Origin of the sequence: Dethiobacter alkaliphilus AHT 1, from assembly GCF_000174415.1 — a bacterium.
GTDB classification, from domain to species: domain Bacteria; phylum Bacillota; class Dethiobacteria; order Dethiobacterales; family Dethiobacteraceae; genus Dethiobacter; species Dethiobacter alkaliphilus.
In genome coordinates, this window is the sequence record NZ_ACJM01000006.1 from 35474 (window position 1) to 56503 (window position 21030).

At 53.0% G+C, this 21030-nt stretch carries 24 protein-coding genes; 4 read left to right on the forward strand and 20 right to left on the reverse strand.

From position 1 onward, the window contains the following. The first annotated feature begins 66 nt into the window (after positions 1–66). Complete coding sequence (locus tag DEALDRAFT_RS06715) at positions 67–360, forward strand: hypothetical protein (protein WP_008516053.1); 294 nt, start codon at positions 67–69, stop codon at positions 358–360. Here DEALDRAFT_RS06715 and aspS read toward each other — a convergent pair. Continuing rightward, positions 357–2129: an aspartate--tRNA ligase gene (gene aspS / locus DEALDRAFT_RS06720; RefSeq protein ID WP_008516054.1), complete on the reverse strand. Its 1773-nt coding sequence runs from the start codon at positions 2127–2129 to the stop codon at positions 357–359. The genes DEALDRAFT_RS06715 and aspS overlap by 4 nt on opposite strands. After that, complete coding sequence (gene hisS, locus DEALDRAFT_RS06725) at positions 2130–3401, reverse strand: histidine--tRNA ligase (protein WP_040378676.1); 1272 nt, start codon at positions 3399–3401, stop codon at positions 2130–2132. It lies immediately after the preceding gene. A gap of 292 nt (positions 3402–3693) precedes the next feature. On the opposite strand from hisS, the gene DEALDRAFT_RS06730 reads away from it, so the two are divergent. Continuing rightward, entirely contained in the window at positions 3694–5586 is a 1893-nt protein-coding gene (locus tag DEALDRAFT_RS06730) for a methyl-accepting chemotaxis protein (protein ID WP_243441145.1), read from the forward strand. Here the strand turns inward: DEALDRAFT_RS06730 and tatC are convergent. The 3 genes from tatC to DEALDRAFT_RS06745 form a co-directional block, all read right to left on the reverse strand. Continuing rightward, complete coding sequence (gene tatC / locus DEALDRAFT_RS06735) at positions 5576–6364, reverse strand: twin-arginine translocase subunit TatC (protein ID WP_008516060.1); 789 nt, start codon at positions 6362–6364, stop codon at positions 5576–5578. The genes DEALDRAFT_RS06730 and tatC overlap by 11 nt on opposite strands. A gap of 23 nt (positions 6365–6387) precedes the next feature. Further along, positions 6388–6576, reverse strand: coding sequence for a twin-arginine translocase TatA/TatE family subunit (gene tatA / locus DEALDRAFT_RS06740; protein WP_008516062.1), 189 nt, complete (start codon positions 6574–6576; stop codon positions 6388–6390). A gap of 202 nt (positions 6577–6778) precedes the next feature. Further along, a complete protein-coding gene (locus DEALDRAFT_RS06745; protein ID WP_008516063.1) occupies positions 6779–7948 on the reverse strand; it encodes a YeeE/YedE family protein in 1170 nt (389 codons plus the stop codon). Positions 7949–8041: 93 nt separating this feature from the next. Between DEALDRAFT_RS06745 and DEALDRAFT_RS06750 the strand changes: the two genes are divergently transcribed. Next, entirely contained in the window at positions 8042–8968 is a 927-nt protein-coding gene (locus DEALDRAFT_RS06750) for a LysR family transcriptional regulator (protein ID WP_008516065.1), read from the forward strand. Here DEALDRAFT_RS06750 and DEALDRAFT_RS06755 read toward each other — a convergent pair. The 14 genes from DEALDRAFT_RS06755 to DEALDRAFT_RS06820 all read right to left on the reverse strand — a co-directional run bounded on the left by DEALDRAFT_RS06755 (position 8965) and on the right by DEALDRAFT_RS06820 (position 19356). Next, the gene (locus tag DEALDRAFT_RS06755; protein ID WP_008516067.1) at positions 8965–9192 is read right to left on the reverse strand and encodes a sulfurtransferase TusA family protein; all 228 of its coding nucleotides are present in this window, start codon (positions 9190–9192) and stop codon (positions 8965–8967) included. The genes DEALDRAFT_RS06750 and DEALDRAFT_RS06755 overlap by 4 nt on opposite strands. A gap of 122 nt (positions 9193–9314) precedes the next feature. Continuing rightward, positions 9315–9497 carry a hypothetical protein gene (locus DEALDRAFT_RS06760; RefSeq protein WP_008516068.1) on the reverse strand — a complete coding sequence of 61 codons (183 nt, stop codon included), beginning with the start codon at positions 9495–9497 and terminating at the stop codon, positions 9315–9317. Between the two features lie 11 nt (positions 9498–9508). Next, the gene (locus DEALDRAFT_RS06765) at positions 9509–10831 is read right to left on the reverse strand and encodes a YeiH family protein (RefSeq protein WP_008516069.1); all 1323 of its coding nucleotides are present in this window, start codon (positions 10829–10831) and stop codon (positions 9509–9511) included. A gap of 216 nt (positions 10832–11047) precedes the next feature. Continuing rightward, a complete protein-coding gene (locus DEALDRAFT_RS06770; protein WP_008516071.1) occupies positions 11048–11287 on the reverse strand; it encodes a sulfurtransferase TusA family protein in 240 nt (79 codons plus the stop codon). Positions 11288–11310: 23 nt separating this feature from the next. Then, entirely contained in the window at positions 11311–12237 is a 927-nt protein-coding gene (cysK, locus tag DEALDRAFT_RS06775) for a cysteine synthase A (protein WP_008516072.1), read from the reverse strand. Beyond that, positions 12237–12515, reverse strand: a complete 279-nt coding sequence (locus DEALDRAFT_RS06780) for a MoaD/ThiS family protein (protein ID WP_008516074.1) — start codon at positions 12513–12515, stop codon at positions 12237–12239. Before DEALDRAFT_RS06780 ends, cysK begins: the two co-directional genes overlap by 1 nt. A 16-nt stretch (positions 12516–12531) precedes the next feature. Continuing rightward, entirely contained in the window at positions 12532–13350 is an 819-nt protein-coding gene (locus tag DEALDRAFT_RS06785; protein ID WP_008516076.1) for a HesA/MoeB/ThiF family protein, read from the reverse strand. Beyond that, the gene (locus DEALDRAFT_RS06790) at positions 13340–13771 is read right to left on the reverse strand and encodes a M67 family metallopeptidase (RefSeq protein ID WP_008516079.1); all 432 of its coding nucleotides are present in this window, start codon (positions 13769–13771) and stop codon (positions 13340–13342) included. Before DEALDRAFT_RS06790 ends, DEALDRAFT_RS06785 begins: the two co-directional genes overlap by 11 nt. Continuing rightward, positions 13768–14007, reverse strand: a complete 240-nt coding sequence (locus tag DEALDRAFT_RS06795; protein WP_008516081.1) for a sulfurtransferase TusA family protein — start codon at positions 14005–14007, stop codon at positions 13768–13770. The genes DEALDRAFT_RS06790 and DEALDRAFT_RS06795 overlap by 4 nt, the downstream gene beginning before the upstream one ends. After that, positions 13994–14851 carry a 4Fe-4S binding protein gene (locus DEALDRAFT_RS06800; RefSeq protein WP_008516083.1) on the reverse strand — a complete coding sequence of 286 codons (858 nt, stop codon included), beginning with the start codon at positions 14849–14851 and terminating at the stop codon, positions 13994–13996. Before DEALDRAFT_RS06800 ends, DEALDRAFT_RS06795 begins: the two co-directional genes overlap by 14 nt. Positions 14852–15216: 365 nt before the next feature. Then, positions 15217–15540 (reverse strand): 4Fe-4S dicluster domain-containing protein, encoded by a 324-nt coding sequence (locus DEALDRAFT_RS06805; protein ID WP_008516085.1) that lies wholly within the window; start codon positions 15538–15540, stop codon positions 15217–15219. Continuing rightward, positions 15524–17230 carry an adenylyl-sulfate reductase subunit alpha gene (locus DEALDRAFT_RS06810; protein WP_040378643.1) on the reverse strand — a complete coding sequence of 569 codons (1707 nt, stop codon included), beginning with the start codon at positions 17228–17230 and terminating at the stop codon, positions 15524–15526. Before DEALDRAFT_RS06810 ends, DEALDRAFT_RS06805 begins: the two co-directional genes overlap by 17 nt. A gap of 74 nt (positions 17231–17304) precedes the next feature. Continuing rightward, on the reverse strand, positions 17305–18735 hold the full coding sequence (locus DEALDRAFT_RS06815) for an SLC13 family permease (protein ID WP_008516089.1): 1431 nt from the start codon (positions 18733–18735) through the stop codon (positions 17305–17307). A gap of 9 nt (positions 18736–18744) precedes the next feature. Further along, entirely contained in the window at positions 18745–19356 is a 612-nt protein-coding gene (locus DEALDRAFT_RS06820) for a hypothetical protein (protein ID WP_008516090.1), read from the reverse strand. A 221-nt stretch (positions 19357–19577) separates the two neighbouring features. Here DEALDRAFT_RS06820 and DEALDRAFT_RS06825 point away from each other — a divergent pair, with 221 nt between their 5' ends. After that, positions 19578–20321 (forward strand): cytochrome c biogenesis CcdA family protein, encoded by a 744-nt coding sequence (locus DEALDRAFT_RS06825; RefSeq protein ID WP_008516092.1) that lies wholly within the window; start codon positions 19578–19580, stop codon positions 20319–20321. Here DEALDRAFT_RS06825 and phnC read toward each other — a convergent pair. Next, entirely contained in the window at positions 20281–21027 is a 747-nt protein-coding gene (gene phnC, locus DEALDRAFT_RS06830; RefSeq protein ID WP_008516094.1) for a phosphonate ABC transporter ATP-binding protein, read from the reverse strand. The genes DEALDRAFT_RS06825 and phnC overlap by 41 nt on opposite strands. Positions 21028–21030: the final 3 nt, after the last annotated feature.

The window sequence follows — 21030 nt, forward strand, 5'->3', positions numbered from 1 at the left end:
GTTATTCACATAAGCAGGCAATATACGCCATAAACTTAGAGTAAAACAGTAAAGGGGCGTGTATTAATGACTTGGGAGGCATTAACGACCATTCTTGTACTTGCAATTATCGTCGAATTTTCCACAGAAATAATCAAGTCGGTATTTCCATCCATCCGGGGTAAGCTCAGCAAGATCGCCGCCATCCTTTTGGGGATGATTCTCTGCGTAAGTACCGGAAGCGGTATTCTCGCTTCATTTAACATTATCCCCATCTATCCGCTGCTGGATTATTTGCTGACCGGCCTTTTGATTTCCCGCGGTTCCAACATCATTCATGATCTGGTTTCCCGGCTGGAAGTAGCCAAAGTAAACCCTTAGGCCTTAGGCGGCACATCCAGAGCAATATGCAGCTCTTTTAGCTGACGAGCATCCACCTCAGAAGGCGCCTGGGTCATCAGGCAGCTGGCACTGGCGGTTTTGGGGAAGGCAATTACATCGCGAATGGAATCTTTACCCGCCATGAGCATTACCAGGCGGTCCAGGCCAAAGGCAATGCCGCCATGGGGTGGTGTGCCATATTCAAAGGCATCCATCAGGAAACCAAACTGCTCCCGGGCACTCTCCGGGGTAAAGCCCAGCAATTTAAACATCTGTTCCTGGATTTCACGGCGGTAAATCCTAAGCGACCCGCCGCCAATTTCCACGCCGTCCAGCACCAGATCGTACGCTTTGGCCAAAACGTTTTGCGCTTCGGTCTCCAGCTTATCCAAATCCTCGTCCCGCGGCGCGGTGAAGGGGTGATGGTTGGCTACATAGCGCTTCTCGTCCTCATCCCAGAACAACAGCGGGAAATCCACGACCCACAGGAAGTTGCGCTTGCTTTTGTCGATGAGGCCGAGGCGCTCACCCAGATGCAGGCGCAGCGCACCCAAGGCATGATAAGCCACATCTAGCTTATCCGCCACAAACAGCAGCAAATCGCCCGGTTTTCCGTCCATTGCAGAAACAATTTCACTTAACACATCTTCACTGAAGAACTTGGCAATGGGGGACCGGACACCGCCTTCTTCCACAAACATATAAGCCAGGCCCTTGGCACCGTACTGGGCCACAAAGGCGGTAAGCTCATCCAACTCCCGGCGGCTGAAACCGCCACAGCCGGTGGCATTAATGCCTTTGACCACACCACCGGAGGAGAGCACCTGCTTAAAGACCTTAAAGTCCACATCTGAGACGAGCCCGGAGACATCCTTTAACTCCATGCCAAAGCGGGTATCCGGCTTGTCGCTGCCATAGCGTTCCATGGCTTCCCTGTAAGAGAGACGGGGAAAAGGAGTGGGGATTTGTTCATCCAGGACACCTTCAAAAAGGTGGGCCATCAGCCCCTCCATCATGCCCAGAATCATCTCCTGGTCACAGAAGGAAAGCTCAATATCAATCTGGGTAAACTCCGGCTGTCGGTCCGCCCGCAAATCTTCGTCGCGGAAACAGCGGGCAATCTGGAAATACCGCTCAGCACCACTTACCATCATCAGCTGCTTAAACAACTGGGGCGACTGGGGCAGTGCATAAAAACTGCCGGGGTTAACGCGGCTGGGCACCAGATAGTCCCGGGCCCCTTCCGGAGTACTGCGGGTCAGCATGGGAGTTTCCACTTCCAAAAACCCTTCCCCGTCCAGAAAATCCCGGGTCAGCTTGCTCACCTTATGGCGCATAATCATGCTCTGTTGCATCTCCGGCCGGCGCAAATCCAGATAGCGGTATTTCAGCCTCACATTCTCATCCACATCCACACCGTCCTCAATATAAAAGGGCGGTGTTTTTGCTTTATTTAAAATCTCCAGAGATTCGGCCTGTACTTCAATTTCCCCGGTGGGGAGTTTGGGATTAATGGTTTCCTCGGAACGGTTTACCACCTGTCCGCGCACTGTAAGCACAAACTCACTTCGGATTTCTTCGGCCCGGGCAAACATCTCTTCATTTTGCTCAAAGTTAAAAACCACCTGAACCAGGCCACTGCGGTCCCGCAGGTCCAAAAATATCAGCTTACCATGGTCGCGCCGCCGCTGTACCCAGCCGTTTAGGGTTACGGTCTGGCCCACCATCTCTTTTTTTACTTCGCCACAATAAATATCACGAAACTGCATCTATTTAGCCTCCTTAACCTGTCCGGCCAAGTACCCTACAAGATCCGCCAAAGCCACGTCCTGCTGTGACCCGTCTTTCATATCCCGTACGGTAGCCTGCCCGCGCTGCATTTCTTCGTCTCCCAGAATAACCAGGAATTTTGCTTGTTTCTTATCGGCATACTTCATTTGCGCCTTCAGGCTGCGCCCCAGATAATCCTTTTCCGCAGCAAGGCCCGCACCGCGCAAATCCATGGCCAACCTAAGGGCCACCGGAGCCGGCACAGCTCCTGCTGTGGCCACATACACATCCAGTACCCCACCGGCCTCAGGCAGTGTTCCGGCGGCCTCCAGGGCCAAAAGAACCCGCTCTATGCCAATGGCAAAACCGATACCCGGCACATCCGGGCCGCCAATGGTGGAAAGCAGCTGGTCATAACGGCCGCCGCCGCCAATGGAGCTTTGTGCTCCCAGCACCGGGGACACAATCTCAAAAGCGGTCTTGGTGTAATAATCCAGGCCGCGGACCAGGCGGGGATTAACCACATACTGCTCACCAAGGGCGTCCATGGCTTCCTGCACCGCAGTAAAATGCTCATCACATTCGCCGCAGAGCGAGCCCAGCATCAGCGGAGCATCACCGGTGATGTCCTGGCACTTATTATTCTTACAGTCCAGAATACGCAGCGGATTTTTGTCATATCTGTCGGCACAGTCGGGACAAAGTCCGTCCACCTTCTCTTTTAATTCTTCCTGCAGCTTGTCCCGATATGCACGCCGACACTGTGGACAGCCCACACTGTTAATTTCCAGGGTAAATTCCGTCAGGCCCAGGGAGCGAAAGAATACCAGAGATAGAGCCATGACCTCTGCGTCCAGCGTCGGTTCACTTGTGCCAAACACTTCCACGCCAAACTGATGAAACTGACGGTAACGCCCGGCCTGAGGCCGGTCATAGCGAAACATGGGTCCTATGTAATAAACCTTGATGGGCTGGGCATCTCCGTACAGCTTATGTTCCGCATACGCCCGGGCCACAGATGCGGTCCCTTCCGGGCGCAGTGTAAGGGACCTGTCCCCCCGGTCGGTGAAGGTGTACATCTCTTTGGCCACAATATCTGTAACCTCACCCACTCCACGCAGAAAAAGTTCCGTATGCTCAAAAATCGGGGTGCGAATCTCGCTGTAGCCAAACAACCGGCACAGCTCCCTGACTTTCTCTTCAAAAAACTGCCAGGTTTCTATATCTCCCGGCAGTATGTCGCGGGTTCCCCGCGGCACCTTGGTCAGCACAATAACACTCTCCTTTACAGTACAAAAACCTGAATCTTCTACAGTGCAAAAAAGCTCCCGTCCCCAATGCCGGCCGGGAGTCTTATTTTCCATTTTAATTCTAGCCAATACACCGGGGCTTGTCAACCTGGATAAGCCCTGCATACTTGTCCACCCATCCTCTAATCCTACAGGAATTCCTAAGGAAATATTGGGGAATACAGGAGGATATTGCATATATCTGTCGAATTCAATTACAGTTTTCTTACATAGTCGTAGTTTCAAAGCCCAACAGGAGGGGAATCAATTGAAAATGAGCCTTAAAATGAAGCTTCTTCTAATCATCAGCATCCTTATTATTATTACCGTATCAGTTTTGCAGTTAATGTCGGTCCGGCTTTCCGGACAGGCGCTGGAAGAACAAAAAGAAACCGAACTGCGCAGCCTGGTGGAAAAAACCGCTGGCGCCATAAATCTCAGCATTGACGGTGCCCGGCGTGCCCTAGACGCCATTACCCTTTCTCCGGAACTGCAGGCAGTATTGGGGCAAACAGCTGCCAACGGCGAAGAACCTGTGGAACCGGAGGCACTTTTGCAGTTTTTTGCGGGCTTTGAAGAGTCTCAGGAAGACATCGAAACAGTTCTATTCCTGGACCGCCGGGGGATTGTGGTGGCCGATGATGAATACGGCAATCTTGTGGGCATGGATTTAAGCGACCGGGGCTATTTCCACGGCCTCACATTTGGTAATCAGGATTATTTCCTGGATGAGGTTATTGTATCCCGCACCACAGAAAACCGGGTTATTCCCTACGCCAAGAGGCTGACAGGGGAGACCGGCGGCTTTGCCGGGGTGGTGGCGGTGGTTCTTAATTTTGATACCTTTATTGAAGACTTTGCCGCTGAACTGGCGGTGGGCGAAACAGGTGAAGCCACCCTGATCGACCGCCGGGGAGAGATAATGTACCATTCCGACCCGGAACTGGTGGGGGAAAACCTGCTGGAGCTGGCCACCGAAGAAATGCGGGAGCAGCTGGCAGATATGATTCGCACCGGTCAGGCTACCAACGGTTACTTCACAGAGCACGGCACTGAGCATATTTTCTTTGCCGAACCGGTTGGAAACTGGTACTTAATCTTGGAAATGGAAGAGACCGAATACCTGGCGGCCAGCATCGCCATTCGTAATTCCGGACTGCTTTTGGGCCTCCTCTTTATCCTGCTGGGCGCCCTGGCCGCATTCTTCTTTGCCAACCGCATTACCTCCCCCATCATCAGGGTCTCCAAGGTGCTCCACCGTGCCGGCAAAGGTGATTTAACCGAAAGCATTGAAGTACAGAGCCGGGATGAAGTGGGCAGGTTGGCCGAAAGTGTTAACACCATGATTTCCGGCCAACGCAATATCCTGCAGCAGGTGCTGGCAGCATCGCAAAATGTGGCGTCCCATTCCGAGGAACTCTCCGCTTCTGTGGAAGAGAGCAATGCCTCCATGCAGCAGGTAGCCTCCACCGTGGACCTGGAGGTGGCACAAAAGGCCCAGGAAATTGTCCACGCCTCCGCCGATGCGGTTCAGCGGGGACAAACCATGGAGCAGCAAGCCAGTGAAGGGGAAATAGCGGTACAGGACGCCGTCCGGTCCATGGAGGAAATCAGTCAGGCTACCGGAGAAGTACACAGCGTCATCCACCAGCTAAATAACGCCTCGGAACAAATCGGCTCCATTGTGGTGACCATCACAGACATTGCCGAACAGACCAACCTCCTGGCCTTAAACGCCGCCATTGAAGCGGCCCGGGCCGGTGAACAGGGGCGCGGTTTTGCAGTGGTGGCAGAAGAAGTAAGAAAACTTGCGGAGCAAAGCAGCAGTGCCGCCGGGGAAATCGGCGAACTGATTATAAACATCCAGACAAAGACCGGTAACGCGGTAACTAAAATTGCCGATGCGGGCAAAATTGTGGAGGCCGGCACCAGCCGCGCCTCCCGCGCCGGGGAGCGCTTAGAAGAAATTCGCAGCGCCGCAGCCGAAGTAAAAGGCCAAATAGAGCGCATTGTGGTGCAGGCGGAAGCACAATCTGCCTCAGCACAGGAAATAGCCGCCGGCACAGAAGAGCAAACCGCGGTGCTGGAGGAAATCTCCGCCACATCAAACCAATTGGCGGCCATGGCTGAAGAACTTAACGTGATTGTCGCCAACTTTAAACTATAACACAAAGCCGCGCAAAAAAATGCGCGGCTTTGCTTTTAACCAGGCTTATAACCGGCTCTCTGCCGTATTTTTCTTTCGCTGGCTTACAACCACCAGGAAAATCCCCAATTCGTACAGAACCATCAGTGGGCCGGCCAGCATAATCTGGGAGACAATATCCGGCGGGGTCAGAAAGGCTGAGAGCAGAATAATCACCAGCAGGGCATGCTTTCTGAATTTGCGTAAAAAAGGCGCCCCCACAATTCCCAGGCTCCCCAAAAACAAAAAATACAATGGGCAGCTGAAAAACCACGCCGAAAGCAAAAATGAAGTTGGTGGCAAAGGTGAGATAGTTGGAAATGGTAAACATAGGGGTCACCGTATCACTGGCAAAACCCATGAAAAAGCGAATAGCAAAGGGAAACACCGTAAAATAAGCAAAGGATACGCCCAGAGCAAAAAAGAATACCATGGCCAGGATGGCAGGGATAAGCAGCTTTTTTTCCTGTTTATGGAGGCCGGGCACTACAAACATCAGTAGCTGATAAAGAATTAGGGGCATGGACAAAATGAGCCCGGCGATAAAGGCCAGCCGGATATTGGCCATCAGCGCCTCCGGCGGCGTGACAAAAATCAAGTCCAGATGCCCGGCAGGCCGAATCAGGATCCAGCGGAGCAAGTCCACCAGGGAAAAAGACATTACGGTAGCCACAAAAATGCAGACTACACAAATTATCAGCCGCTTTCTGGCCTCTTCCAGATGTTCGGTTAACGTGACTGCCATGTCTTTACGGCTCATTACACTCCCTCGCTCCTAAATTGTTATGTCTTGTTCTCTTCTGTGTCCGCCGCGTCACTTACTGTTTGCGTCATCTCTTTGGTTGCCGCCCTGAATTCCCGGATTCCCTTGCCAAAAGACTTGCCGATTTCAGGCAGCTTGGCGGGGCCAAATATTAACAAGGCAAGACCTAAAACCAGTAAAATTTCCAACGGGCCGATTTTGGAAAACATTTTTACACCTCCAAAGCTTGTGAAAATTATGCCTCTCTCTTCTTTATAACTAAGGAAACAGCATTTGCCAACCCTTTACGTGCCGCCAAAAAAAAGAAGGCACAAAGGCTCTTTGCTGTAAAGCACTGTATTTAAACTGCTCTGTAGCTTTTGCGTTATAAGAAAGATGAATAACCATATGTGAAAACTATAACACCATAGCCTATGACATAACATAGCGCAGCAGAACCTTGCCTCCCAGCGCCGCGCCAAGCAGGACGGCAAAAAAGAATGCCCAGGCATGCAGCGACAATGAGGGAATGCCTGAAAACAAAGCCCCGATGTTGCACCCAAAGGAAAGCCTGGAACCATAGCCCATGAGAATACCGCCGGTTAAGGCAAAATAACTGTATTTGGCCCTGCGGGGACGCCGCAGGCGAAACTCGTTGTTAAGGACAGCAGCCAGAAAACCTCCCAACACCATGGCCAGGGCAAGGCAAAGCAGGGGGTGCTGCAAAAACGATGAGTCGGCGGCCACACCGCCTGGCACCGCTGCTGAGAAAAACTGCCAGTCCAGTACCGGCAACCCCAGCTGCCACCCAGCCCAACCGGTTAAGTGTGTCAGTCCGCTGGTGATCCCCCAGGGGCGCCCCCATAGGTACAATAGCGCCATATTGCCCACAGCCAGCAACACAGCACCTGTTCCATAGGGCCATGAGGAACCTGTCACCGCCGCAGACTTAAAAATCTGCCATGGATTTTTGCTCTGTTCAATTCTTTGGGCCAGAAGAAACAGCCCGGCCAGGAGCATAAACTGCAAAAGAAGTGCATCGGGCCAGCCCAAAGATGCCGGCAGAAAAACTGCGGGCAGGCTCATAGCCTGGGGACGCAGCCACCAGTTCAGATGCCAGGCCCCCAGCACCGAGCCCACAAGCAGCCCACCGAAGGTGCCCCACTGCATCAGATACCCTTCACCCATCCTTACCAGACACCCGGACACGCAGCTGCCGGCAATCACCATGCCAAACCCAAATAAAACGCCTCCCAGCAGAGTATGCAAGCCCAGCGGATAGATTCTGCCTCCCGCCTCCAGCAATGGATTTCCTGACAAAATACTAATAGCAGAAAAGCCTGCCGTTGCCAGCGCCAGCCCTACCAAAAGGGCCCGCGTCAGGGCGGTGTTGCCCAGGAGAAAAACATCTCTGAAGCAAGCCGCAAAGCAAAACCGGGAGCGCTGAATTACATATCCGAAAAACAGTCCGCCCATAAACGGCAAAAAGACAGGCGAATCATTCACAAATAACAACAGTGCCACGCTGCCCACAAACGCCGGCAGCAGGACCCGGGGCGCACCTTGCTGATAATATTTCAAATCCCTTACAATTTGAGCCATAAAAGCCCTCCTCTCTGCCGCTTTGCAGGAAAAAAACCTTTTGTCGTCAAATATAATACTAGTGAACGCAATAACAAACAAGGAGTGGGGAATATGGACTTTAGCAGCCTGAGGGCGCTTTGTGTGGTCATAGACTGCGGCAGTATTTCCAAAGCGGCCCGAAAACTGTTTGTTTCCCAACCTTCACTGAGTGTCAAAATCAGGGATTTGGAATCACATTTCCAGACCACCCTGCTGGAGAGGACCAATAAAGGAATCCGCCCCACCGAAGCAGGATTGATGGTATATCAGCACGCCCAGAAAATGCTCTCCCTGGAGGAAAGTATCGAACGGAAACTGGACAAAACAAAAAGCCAGGAACAACAGCTAACGGTGGGAACATCCACCACTCTGGGAGATTACGCCCTGCCGTGTACCGTATACAACTTCCAGGAAAAATACCCCCACTATAAAATATTGCTGGAAATCACCGACTCAGAACAGGTGATTAACATGGTCTTGGATCAGCGCGTGGAACTGGGCTTAATCGAAGGTCCCATCTCCGCAGAAATGCGGGAAAAGCTGCGCCAGGAAGGGATTAAAACAAGAAGGGTTGCCACCAGCGAATTAATTGTGGTTGTACCCTATAATGAATACTGGCAAAACATTGACTCCATTTCTATGGAAAAAGAATTTACATCTCTGCCGCTAGTCATCCGCAAAAAAGGCTCCGGCATCCGCACCACCCTGGAAATGGCTCTGCATAAATACGGGCTGAGCTTAGACCACTTAAACGTGGTTTTAGAGCTAAACACCACCAACGCCATGGTTGCAGCGGTGGAAGCAAACAAAGGAGTTACCCTGCTACCGGAAATGGCCATCCGCAAAGAGCTGCATTATAAGACATTAAAGAAAATAACCATTGAAAACGTAACCTTGCGCCATCACTTTACAACCCTTTATTACCCCGGCAAATCAGAGAAGGAAGTGCACAGCATCTTTTTGAACTTCCTTCATTCCCGGGAACGGGGATTTTGCTAGCAAACCTTTTCGATGATAATTTCCCAGATACCATATTCCAGCTGCCGGACATTGCAGGGATAGTTGAATTTAGAGGTAAAATGGTTGGCCACACTGCTTGAGGAGCAGCTGTGGTCAGTTTTTATAATCACACGGTCCCGATTCTGAACCTGCTTTAACTTTAGTTCGGCGCGGATAATGGGAATCGGGCAAAACTCACCAATGGCATCAATCTCATAATCCAAAACAATCCCCCCAAAAACAGTATATATTTATCATAATAGCAAGTTCAAAAAAACACAACCGGTTTGTAAGGGGAAAAAGAAATGCCGTGCGTCGTTGTAAACAGTGACGCACGGCATTTAACTTATTTATTTTGGGTTAAATTTTGATAGCTTTGTTCCACTTCTTCTGCATCGACCCACCAGATATCTCCGGCACCGCTGCCCTGAGAGGCGGAGGAGCCTGCATCAAAAACTGCAATCAGTACAGCTGAAAATATGGCCACGGCCAGAATCAGCCAGGTCAGGTTCTCTTTTACTTTAATCATACTAGAGCCTCCTAAAACGGGAGTGGGAAAAAGCGGCCACTAAAGAAGATATACGCTGCCAGAAGTGTCAGTCCCAGGTTCATGGTCTGGCCAACCAGGTACAGCACCACCGGGCTGCCGCCTTTAACCAGTGCGGCCATTTTCTTAAAGTTGGACTCCAGGCCGATGCTGACAAAAGCCAGGGTAAAGAAGAAATTACGGAAACCGTTTATGGCACCGGATGCCTGAGAAACTGTGGCATCGGGGAGTACAAACGAGAACACCAGGGAAGCCAGGATAAAGCCGATAATGAATTTGGGCAACCTGTTCCAGATTTCCATGGGGCTTACCTTAGCCTTTTCTGTGGTAGCTACCCCTTTGCTGTCCACACTTACCCAGACAACGGCGATGGCAAAAGCGATTACGCCAATGAGGATATTCTGAATCATCTTAATGACGGAGGCAATTTCCACTGCCTGCTCACTGAGCATGGAGGCGGATGCCACCACAGCACCGGTGGCATCGATGGTGCCGCCTAACCAGGCACCGCCCACCACATCAGGAATGCCGGCTAAGCGGATTACAGCGGGCATGGCAACCATCATGATGATGGTAAAGATCAGGGTGACGGAAATAGCCAGGCTGATTTCCTCTTTTTTCGCCTTGGCAGCGGTTCCGGCGGCAATGGCGGCGGAAACACCGCAGACAGATGTGGCAGAAGCCACGGCAATGGCCAAACCCCGCTGTTCCTGCATCTTCAGATATTTCTGGGAGAACCAGTACATAAACACCAGAACAATGGGGGTTACCATCCAGGCCACGCCCAATCCCAGCGCTCCCAGAGCCAGCATCCGGTTAAACAAAATGGATGTTCCCAAAAGCACCAGGCCGGTTTTAATGTATAATTCTGTGCGAACCGCCGCTTTAATCACCTGCGGTGTCTGAATGGTATTACTGATAATCAGGCCCAACAGCAGCGCCCAGATAACGTTGTTAATCCCATAATGCCTGAGGGGTTCGTAGCCGCCTAACAGTTCTGCGGCGATTGCCAGGACAAAAACCATGGGGAAAGCCACCACAAACTGGCCCAGGCTTTTACGGCCATAGAAATAAACAGCTATGGCAAATACCACAAAAGAGACCACTCCGGTAATCAGGATGCCGGTTAACATCTCCGGGGGTATGGCAGAGAGTATTCCGTTACCGTTTTGCCCCCAGCGTCCGGGCAGCACCGGTGATGTCAGCCTGCCGGCAACCACGGCCACAATCACAATCAACCCCAGCCAGACTGCCCACCAATCCTCCAGATGTAGTAACTTCTTCCATCCATTGCGCTTCTCTTCTACTTGGCTCATCCTGACATCCTCCTCGTTCTCTTCCTCTATGTTCGGGAAATCTAATTCCTATTAATTCTATTGGATTAATAGTATTATACTACCCCCCCCTCCATTCGTCAACGGTAAATCTATAAAAAATTACATGTTTTTATTTATTTCATCACATTATTCTAGGAATAAAAAAAGGCCAGCCTGCGCGCTTAGTGCGCAACTACTGACCTAAAGCCTACTTTATTATCGGGGTTTAGCCCCGTCCTTTTCCACCAGGAGCAGGTATGAGCCGTCAGGCTGCTTTTCCTTAGACAGCACAGCGTGTCCGTCACCCTTTAGGGTTTTTGGCACATTTTTTATGGGAGTGCCGTCGTCCAAAAGCACCTCCAGCTGTTCTCCGGAAGCCATATCTTCTAGCTTCAGCTTTACTTTAATAAAAGTAACGGGACAAACTTCACCGGTTATATCAAGCCGGTTAACCACAGCAGCCACCTCCGGTTAAAAGGTTATCCTTCTCGGGCAAACAGGTTAGTGGACAGGTACCGCTCTCCTCCATCGGGGCAGACGGTCACCACCAGCTTCCCTTTATTTTCTTGCAGGGAAGCCACTCGCAGCGCTGCAGCTACCGCCGCACCGCTGGAGAAACCGCCGAGAATCCCTTCGGCCTCCGCCAGCCTGCGGGCCGAAGCCATGGCCTCTTCATTGCTCACCTTCTCAATGCGGTCAAAGATGCCCTCGTCCAATACATCGGGTACAAACCCGGCACCGATGCCCTGAATGACATGGGGGCCCGGCTTTCCGCCGGAGAGCACCGGAGAGGCCTCGGGCTCCACAGCGATAATTTCCACCGCCGGGTTCTGAGAGCGCAGAAAACGTCCCACTCCCGTTAAGGTACCGCCGGTACCCACACCAGCCACAAATATATCCACTTTACCGTCGGTGTCCCGCCAGATTTCCGGCCCGGTGGTTTCAAAATGAATCTGCGGGTTGGCGGGATTTTCGAACTGGCCGGGTATGACGGCCTGGCGTTCTTTGGCCAGCTCCTCGGCCAGCGTCAACGCACCATACATACCGTCTTCCCTGGGGGTCAGGCGCACCTGCGCTCCCAGGGCGCGCAGAAGCTGCACGCGCTCCGAGCTCATGTTTTCCGGCATGGTCAGCGTCAGATTATAGCCACGCACCGCACTGATATATGCCAGCGCAATCCCGGTATTGCCGCTTGTGGCTTCCACAATATCACCGCCGGGCTTTAACTTGCCCTGCTCTTCTGCGGCACGCACCATGGCCCAGGCCGTCCGGTCTTTGACACTGCCTAAGGGATTGCGGCCTTCAAGCTTTGCCGCCACCCGGGCGGCCAGCCCTGCTGCCAGACGGTCCATTGCCACCAGCGGCGTATTACCGATGGAGGCGGTGATATCAGGTAAGATATTCATTACCGGCTACCGCCGGCAATGGCGGGGATCACGGAAATCTCGTCCTTTTCTCCCACAGGGGTATCCGGGCCCTGCAGATTGCGGACATTTTCGTCGTTTAGAAACACACTAAGGTACTTTTTCAGATCATCAGCTTCGTCATCCCACAGCTGTGATGCCAAATCGGGATAGTTTTCCTTTAACCCGGTAAAAACCTCACGAATGGTGCTGCCGCTTACTTCAACTTCACGGGCACCGCCGGCATGACGGCGCAGCGGTGTTGGCAGATAAATTGTCATATCTTTCTCCTCCTCTTTATTCTTCATCCAGGTCCACGCTGCAGGTGGCCTGTTGGTAATTCTCTGCTAAAAGTTCGGTGATGGTGGGCTCGTCGCCGCACACCGGACATTTGACGTTACGCTTAACTTTACCCTGCATAAACTCCATGCCCAAAGCGTCCACCAATAGCAGGCGGCCAATGAGGGGATCACCCACGCCCAGAATCACTTTCAGTGCTTCGGTGGCCTGAATTACACCCAAAAGGCCGGGCAATACGCCCAAAACCCCTGCTTCCTGACAGCTGGGCACAGCCCCTGGGGGCGGCGCTTCCGGGAAAATGCAGCGGTAGCAGGGTCCTTCCGGCGGGTTAAACACCGAGGCCTGGCCGTCAAAGCGCAGGATACTGCCGTAAACGTAGGGTTTTTTATACATCACAGCGGCATCACTTACCAGATAACGGGTGGCAAAATTGTCACAGCCGTCCACCACCACATCGTACTGCGGCAGAATCTCCGGAATATTATCCACCGTGGCAAACTCGGGGTAGGTAATAACATTTACATCCGGGTTAAGCTCTGCAATGGTTTCTTTAGCCGATTCCACCTTCAGCTTACCCACATCGGGGGTGGTATGGATAACCTGGCGCTGCAGGTTGCTCACATCCACCGTATCCGCATCCATAATCCCCAGGGTTCCCACCCCGGCTGCGGCCAGATAAAGCGCTGCGGGAGAACCCAGGCCGCCGGCACCGATTAACAGCACCTTGGCGTTTAACAGCTTTTCCTGACCCTTGCCGCCCATCTCAGGCAGCAGGATATGGCGGGAATAACGCAATATTTGCTCATCATTTAACATCAGCTTCGCCTGCCTTCTCCACAATTTCCACCGGGACTTCCGTCACTTCCCCTTCGTCAATGTAGAACCCTTTTAATACCGGCTCATCACCGGCCAGCGATAAAATCAAATACACCACCTGCATATAGGCCTGGGCAATATCCACCTTGGAGGGCCTGGACGGCGTGGCGGGATGGGAGTGGTATATGGCATTTAACTCCATATCATTCTCATCCAGCGTCTTCATCACAGACAAGACCGCCTTAGGGTCCATTTTATACGACTCGGCACAGGCATCCAGGTTTTCCAGAGGAAAAATCCGGGTACCGCTTAGGTCGTCGGCTCCGCCCAACAGGCCGCAGGCTTCCGCCGGAGCTTCCTTCTCACACTGCTTAAGCATCTGACGGTACAGGTGGGCATCCAGCTTATATACCCCGCTCACTGTCCGCCCTCCTTTTCCACCAACAAACGGTAAGTGCCGTCGTCCTGCTTCTCCAGGGCCACCACTTTATGCCCTTCGTTTCTTAAGCTGCGAGGCACATTCTTTACCGGCTCACCACTGTTTAAAAACACTTCCAGAAACTGGCCCGCTTCAATACCTTCCAAAGCCAGCTTGGTTTTTACAAAAGTCATGGGGCACTGATCCCCGGTTATATCCAACGTTTTATCTGGCTGCACGGTCAATCACCTCCTGGTAACGGTCCCAGCCAATTCGTTCAATCACTCTTCCGAAACGCTCTTTGGTCTCACCATGCTCACGGTAAAACTCGATGCTGGCCTCAATTACCGCCGGGATTTTATCTAAAGACAGAAAATCAATCACTGTTTTACCCAGCTTGGGATCCTGGCCGATGCGGCCGCCGGCCAGCACCCGCACACCCCGTTCACCAACCTGCCACGCCTCGGTGGGGCAAACCGCCACACATTCACCGCAGTGAATACATTTTTCCCGGTCAATGGCCGGGTAGCCGTCCTCCATGGTGATGGCGCCGCTGGGGCAGGTATCGGCACACAAACCGCAGCTGATGCAATCATTTTGCTTAAATTTCGGCTTAATTACCCCGATAAATCCAAAATCGTTTTCCTGCGGCTTGGCACAACTTCTGGGACAACCGGTCACCCCGATTTTAAACTTACCCGGTGTGGGGGCAGCAAAGAACTTTTCATCAAGCTGTGCTGAGAGTTCTTTGGCATCAATGCGGCCGTGGGGGCACATATGTGAGCCCTGGCAGGCATAAATTCCCCGCACCGTGCCGCCGCAAACACCCATTTTCACGCCGCCGGCCAGCAATTCTTCCCGCACTGCGTCCAGATTATCGAAGTGAACGAAGGGAATTTCCATCCCCTGCCGGGTGGTGATATGCACATAACCCTGGCCGTACTTTTGGGCCACTTCCTGAATGGTGGCAAGCTGCTCCAGCGTCAGGTTACCGCCGGCCACCCGCAGGCGCACGGCAAAATAGTCTTTTTGAATCTGCTTCATAAAGCCGCCTTTTTTCAGTTCGGCAATATTCATTTCCATTGGTCTTCCTCCTGTATTGTGCCCCGCAATAAAGCGGGAAATAATTATTTAGTGCGCATCGTTGTAAATTTTCGCCGAAACTCAGGCGCACCCTCCCCGGAAAATATAACGTTTCTATTAAAATGATGCCTGCCGGCAGGAGCCAAAGCAGCTTATAGTAATTCCTATAAAAACATAGGATTACTATGCATTTAATTCTCATTATAAAAGGGGACCTCCCCCCTGTCAATAGAGGGGGGAGAAAAAGTGCTGAAGGCATTCTAAAGTTTGAGTTAACTTACCTGGTAGCGCACATTCTCCTTCTCCGCCCCTTGCCGCAAGCTCCGCTTTAAACTGCTGCTAATCGGAGGTATTAAAAACCGGTTTCAGATAACCTTTTTTCCCGCAGTAAAAATCCTGGTCGTTTTTCCCTTCCGGTCTGTGAGTGTCCACTGCACACCGTCGGTTTTTTTCCGGGCCACAAGGGTACTTCCCCGGCCCCCTGCCTCAGTGGGCAAAAAGAGGGAAATGGCATCCCGGGGACATTCCTTGACACAGGCCGCACAGTCCCAACAATCCTCCGGCATGGCAATGGCCGCCTTACCGCTAGAATCCTTAGTCAGTAAATCCCCCGGGCAAACCCGCATGCAGGGGGCTTCTTTGGCGTGGGGACAGCCGTCACAGACTGTGCCGTCAATCCGAACTGTCATCAAAAGCACCTCCCTCATACGGCCTCTCCATTACCACCACCGTGTCACCGGCATTGTCATAACGGGAATTAACAAATTTCAGCCACTTTTCATCGTCACGCTCCGGATAATCCAGCCGCTCTTGATAACAGGGCCAGCGACTTTCCCGCCGGTGCAAAAGATGCTCCACCACAACCCGGGCAATGAGCACCCGGTCGGCGGTTTCATGGGCCGCCGTTAAATCCCGGGGATTTTTCGCCTGCAAAAGAGCCACATCCTCTGCCAATTGCCGCAGTTTTTGCCGCGCCTGCATTAAGGACGGCTCCGCCACGCGGTAGCCCGTACTGATGCCGCCGGCATATTCATCCATCACCTTCTGCAGCCTCTTTTGCAGCGCTTTGGGAGTAAAGCCGCTGTCTTGCCCAAGGGGCAAAAGCACAGCTTCCGCCTCCGCCTCCAGGGCCTCGCGGGCCTCCCGCTCGGAAAGCGGTGCTAAGTCTTCGCCCAAATCGGCCAGTGCGGCAAGGGCTGCCAGTTCCCCTTCGGCCATACTGCCGGTCACATATTTTTTCGGTGCCCCGCCGGCCACATCACCTGCTGCATACAAACCCGGCAGCGTGGTGCGCCGTCCTGCATCCACCCAGAAGCCGGCCATGCCGTGGCCGCCCACAATATAGGGCTCGGAACCGCAGATTTCCACCGGCTTGTCATGGGGCTCCGCTTCCTCGTCGGCCCATTTGAGCAAAATGGAGGGCGACATATTCAGGTAAGCATCTTTTAGCATGGAGGAAGCTTCTTTATCCAGTCGCGCCGTGTCCAGGTAACAGGGGCCCCGGCCCGCCATGTTTTCTGCCAGGGTAGCCGCCAGACGCTCCGGCGTGGTGCGGGCCCCATAGCGGTGCAGATACTCCTCCCCCAGGGCATTTACCTGCGGCACCCGCACACCCTGAGCGATGGTTCCGGTGGGGGAAATGGTATCTTTGGTGCGAAGCGCAATGAAGCGCATCTCAAAGGAGGTCATCTCTGCCCCGGCTCTTAACCCCATGGCATAGCCGGCACCGGTGTTAAACGGACAGTACCACATCTTGTGTCGTGCCGCTCCGGGATTGTTGGGCTTATAGATTCCCGCCGCACCGCCGGTGGTACAGATCACCGCCTTTGCCAGCACCAGATACATCTTCTCCTCCCGGGTACTGCAGGCAAACACTCCCCGCACCCGACCGTCCTTTACAAACAGATTTACGGCATTAACCCGGTTTAGCACCTGGGCGCCGCTTGCCCGCAGGGCCTGAGCCATGATGGGTTTAATCCGTTCTCCGTTGGCCCGCACACTGCGTTTGCCGCGGGCCAGATACCGGCCCGCTTCATCCTTTAAAAGCGGCAGGCCCCAGTCATATAAACGGTCTGTGGCGCTGTTTAGTCCCTGGGCCATGGTCAGCACCAGATCATCGCGCACCAGCCCGTGATTTTCCTTTTTCACATAATCCAGAAAACTCATTGCTGTTTCACCGGGATTTAGGTACGCGTTAATGGCATTAATCCCGGCGGCCAGGCAGCCGCTGCGGCTAACGTGTGCTTTTTCCAGCACCGTCACAGATAACTCCGGGTTGCCTTCCCGGGCGGTAACGGCAGCATAAATACCGGCAGCACCGCCGCCGATTACCAGCACATCGGTCTTTTTCACTTCCAACTCCCAGCGGTGTGTACTCAAACTAGATCATCCCCTTTTGCTCCAGCAATTTCTCCCGGTACTTTTTATCCACATTTTCTTCTTCCCTTTCCTTATCACACCAGCTGCAGGCCCAGAAGCGGCCAGTAAAGTGCGGCCATCAGCACAAAAATGGCCCAGGCAGCTAAATTAAGAATAAGTCCGTAGATTGCCGATTCCCGCAATGTGTAAAACCCTGATGAATAGGCAATGGCGTTGGCCGGAGTCCCCATGGGGAACATGAAACTAAGCCCCGAGGGAACCGCCACCATATAAGCCGACAGGCGCGGATCAAAGCCAAAAACCGCACTGTACTCCATTACAAGCGGCATAAGCATCCCTACCACCGCGGCATTGCTGATACCCTCGGTGAGGATAATGCTGGCTGCGGCCACCAACATAAGCAAAAACAGCGGCCCCAGCTGCAAGGAAACCAAATGCGTCTCCAAAAGCCACTCCAGCACCCCGCTGCCGGTGAGCGACTTGCCCAGGGTAATGGCGCCGCCGTACATAAACACCGTTCCCCAGTTAATTTGCTGGGCCATCTCTTCCCAGGTTACAGCCCCCAGCACAAAAAACATGGCGGCGCTGATTAAGGCAATATTGGCAATCCCCACGGTGGAACCGTGAAAAACCCACATATAAAGGGTAACTATAAGAATCACCGCTGCCTTGGCCTCGTTAAAAGAGAATTTCCCCAACAAACTGATTTCCTGCCGCACCGCCGACAAATCCAGAGTCCGTTTCTTTAGCTTCGCTGCGCGATGGAGAAGGACAACGGCAAAAAGCATCATCCCCAGGGCAATGGGACCCACCGCCACAAACCATTGGGTAAAACCGATTTCAATACCGGTACGGCTTTGCAGCATCCCCACCGCCAAAGGATTGCGGGCACCGCCCAAAAATGTGGCCACCCCGCCGATTACCGCTCCCCAGCAGAGGGCAAAAAACATAAACTTGCCCAGCCGATCGCCTTTTTTCAAATTCAGAGCTTTAGCTATTTCCATAAGCAGCGGATACATTAAAGCGGCCACAGCGTGGGTTGGCATAACCAGCGACATAACGGCCGCAAGAAGAAAAACATTCAACACAATGCGAAACGGAGTCCGGCCAAAGCGCCCCAGAACCACGTAGGCCACCCGGCGGCTCAGCCCGGTGGAAGAAACGGCGGCGGTAATCATAAACGCTCCCAGAATAAAAAAGATGGCCGAATCGCCGAAAAAACTGTAGATGGTATCATTATCCAGCACCTGGTACGTGGAGAGCAATCCCATCACAAGCAGGCTGGTAATGGCCAGTGGCAGCACATTGGTCACCCACAGGATTACGCTGAGCACAAAGATGACCAACGCAAAGTACCCTTGTTGAGTCAGGCCGTCAATTGGGCTCTGCAGGGACATCAAATGGAGAAACACCCCTCCCAGTACCAGCAGAAAAAGAAAAGCTTTATATTTTAGCAAAAACAAAACGGGTAATGGCCGGGTATCTATGTGAAAGTTTGTATCCATAACTTCTCCTTATAACGAGCTGGACTGATAGGACTCCTCTACCTGGCTTACACGGAGGGAATGCTTAAGATTAGCGGTCTCCAACAGGACCTTCTTAACGATTTTATCCTTCATGCCCAAACCGGCACCTTTGCGGTAAAAGCCCAGAAAATACAGCCATTTATCATCCAAACCCTGACCGGCAAGCAGCGGCTGCACCACTTTCCAGGGGGCGTCGCACAACGGAACAAGGCCGGCGGCCACCACCTGAGCCAGCTTCTCCTGGGCCACAGGGTACTCCAGAGAAAGAAAGACGGCGCCGGAGGGAAACATCTGCGCTGCAGCCTGCGTAACCGCATTATCCAGCTTCGCCGGCAGTTTATCTGCTGCCAGAATCAAGGCATGAAACCCGGCGGAAAATGCTTTCTCCACCTGCTGCCGGGACGCATCCAGGGAGACTCTGGCCACAATCATGGCATCGCACAAACACTTTATCCGGCGTACAAGCCGGCTGTAACGGTCTGTATCCAAATCCGCCGCCAGATCAACCACCACACTTAGCAAAGCCGCCCCCCTGCGGCCCATAATCTCCCGCACCACCACATCCTCATCACAATCCTCCGTCAAACTGACCAAATACACGGGCTCACCCCTCCCTTCTTGTCGCTTGCTATTCCCACTAATAATATAGGATTACTATGTATTTGTTTAATTATATTCACCCACCCGCCCCTCTGTCAACCCACAAAACACAAAAATAATACGCATATCCCACCCGCCCCTACTATACACTGTAGTAACCAAAGTGGGACACGGGGACAGGTCAACTGTCCCATTTTCCACCAAACTACAGGAGTGATCTAATGGAACAACTTTTTCACAACTTGCTGGACGCCATCACGTCCAGCGCCGGAATCCACCCGCTCTTTGTGCTCTTACCGTTGGCAGCGGGCTTTATTGCTTTTTTTAACCCATGCATGCTGGGTATCGTCCCAATTCTGGCCCACCGCGCCCAACATTGGCAACAGGCAAAAAAAATAGCCCTCCTGGGCCATATCAGCGTTTTTTCCGGCGGTTTTCTGCTATCCTTAGCCGGTTGGACTGTTGTATTTACCGCCTTTCTCCGGCTGGCCGGCCTGTGGGCCGGATTATGGCCCAAGGCTCTTGGCGTGGTATACCTGGGCCTGGCGCTCTACCTGCTGGGTTTAAGAGTGCCGCGCAAACTCCTGCCGCAGGCCGTAGGGTTTTATCAGCGACCCAAACCACTGCACCCCTATGTGGCCACAGCATTTTTAGGCGCACTTTTTGGCGCGGTCCCTTCCCCTTGCACCACCCCCTTGGTCATGGGAGTAACTACCATGGTGGTGCCCAATCTGGGCTTTTCCACCGGGCTGTTAGTGGTTTTACTCTACGGCCTGGGCCATACTATCCCACTGGTGCTCATTGCCCTGTTATCCAATAGATTTAAGATTACCACACGTTTGCGGCACGTCCACGGAGTATTTCGCACCGCAATGGCCCTGCTGCTTTTTGCCCTGGCCATTTACTTCTTCCTTTATCAGGCACCTATGCTTCCGGTGGATATACACGGGCCAACACTTCATTAGTGAGGCCGTCGGCAGGACCGTCATAAACAATGCGACCGGCATGAATACCGACTATACGGTGGGCAAAAAACCTGGCCAGCTCCACGTTATGAAGGTTGAGCAGGACGGCAATGCTGTCCTGCTCACTGATTTCACGCAATAAAGACAGCACTGAGCGGGCAATAACCGGATCCAGGCTGGAAACCGGTTCGTCACCCAATATCAGTCGGGGCTTTTGCATTAGCGCCCGGGCAATGCCCACCCGCTGCCGCTGACCGCCGCTGAGTCGGTCGGCACGGGCGGCAGCTTTATCCGACATCCCCACCCGTTTTAGGGCATCCAGCGCCATTGCCACCTCTTCTGCACTATAGCGGCCCAAAAGCGGGCGCCACCAGGGCTGACGGCCAAAGCTGCCTACCAACACATTGTGCAAAACATCAAGCCGATCTACCAGAGCGAAGTTCTGAAAGATCATGCCCACATCGCGTCGGTAGCGCTTTAACTGCTCCGGCTTCAAACCCAATACATCCTGTCCGTCCCAGGCTACCCGACCGCTCTGGGGCTCCACCAGCCTGTTGATGCAGCGCACCAGAGTGGATTTGCCCGAACCGCTCTGCCCCAGCACCGCCACCCGTTCACCGGCGGTCAGGTTAAGGGCCACATTGTCCAGAGCACAGCTCTCTGCTCTGGGATAGCGCATAGTTAAATTATCTATCGTTAACAGCATAGC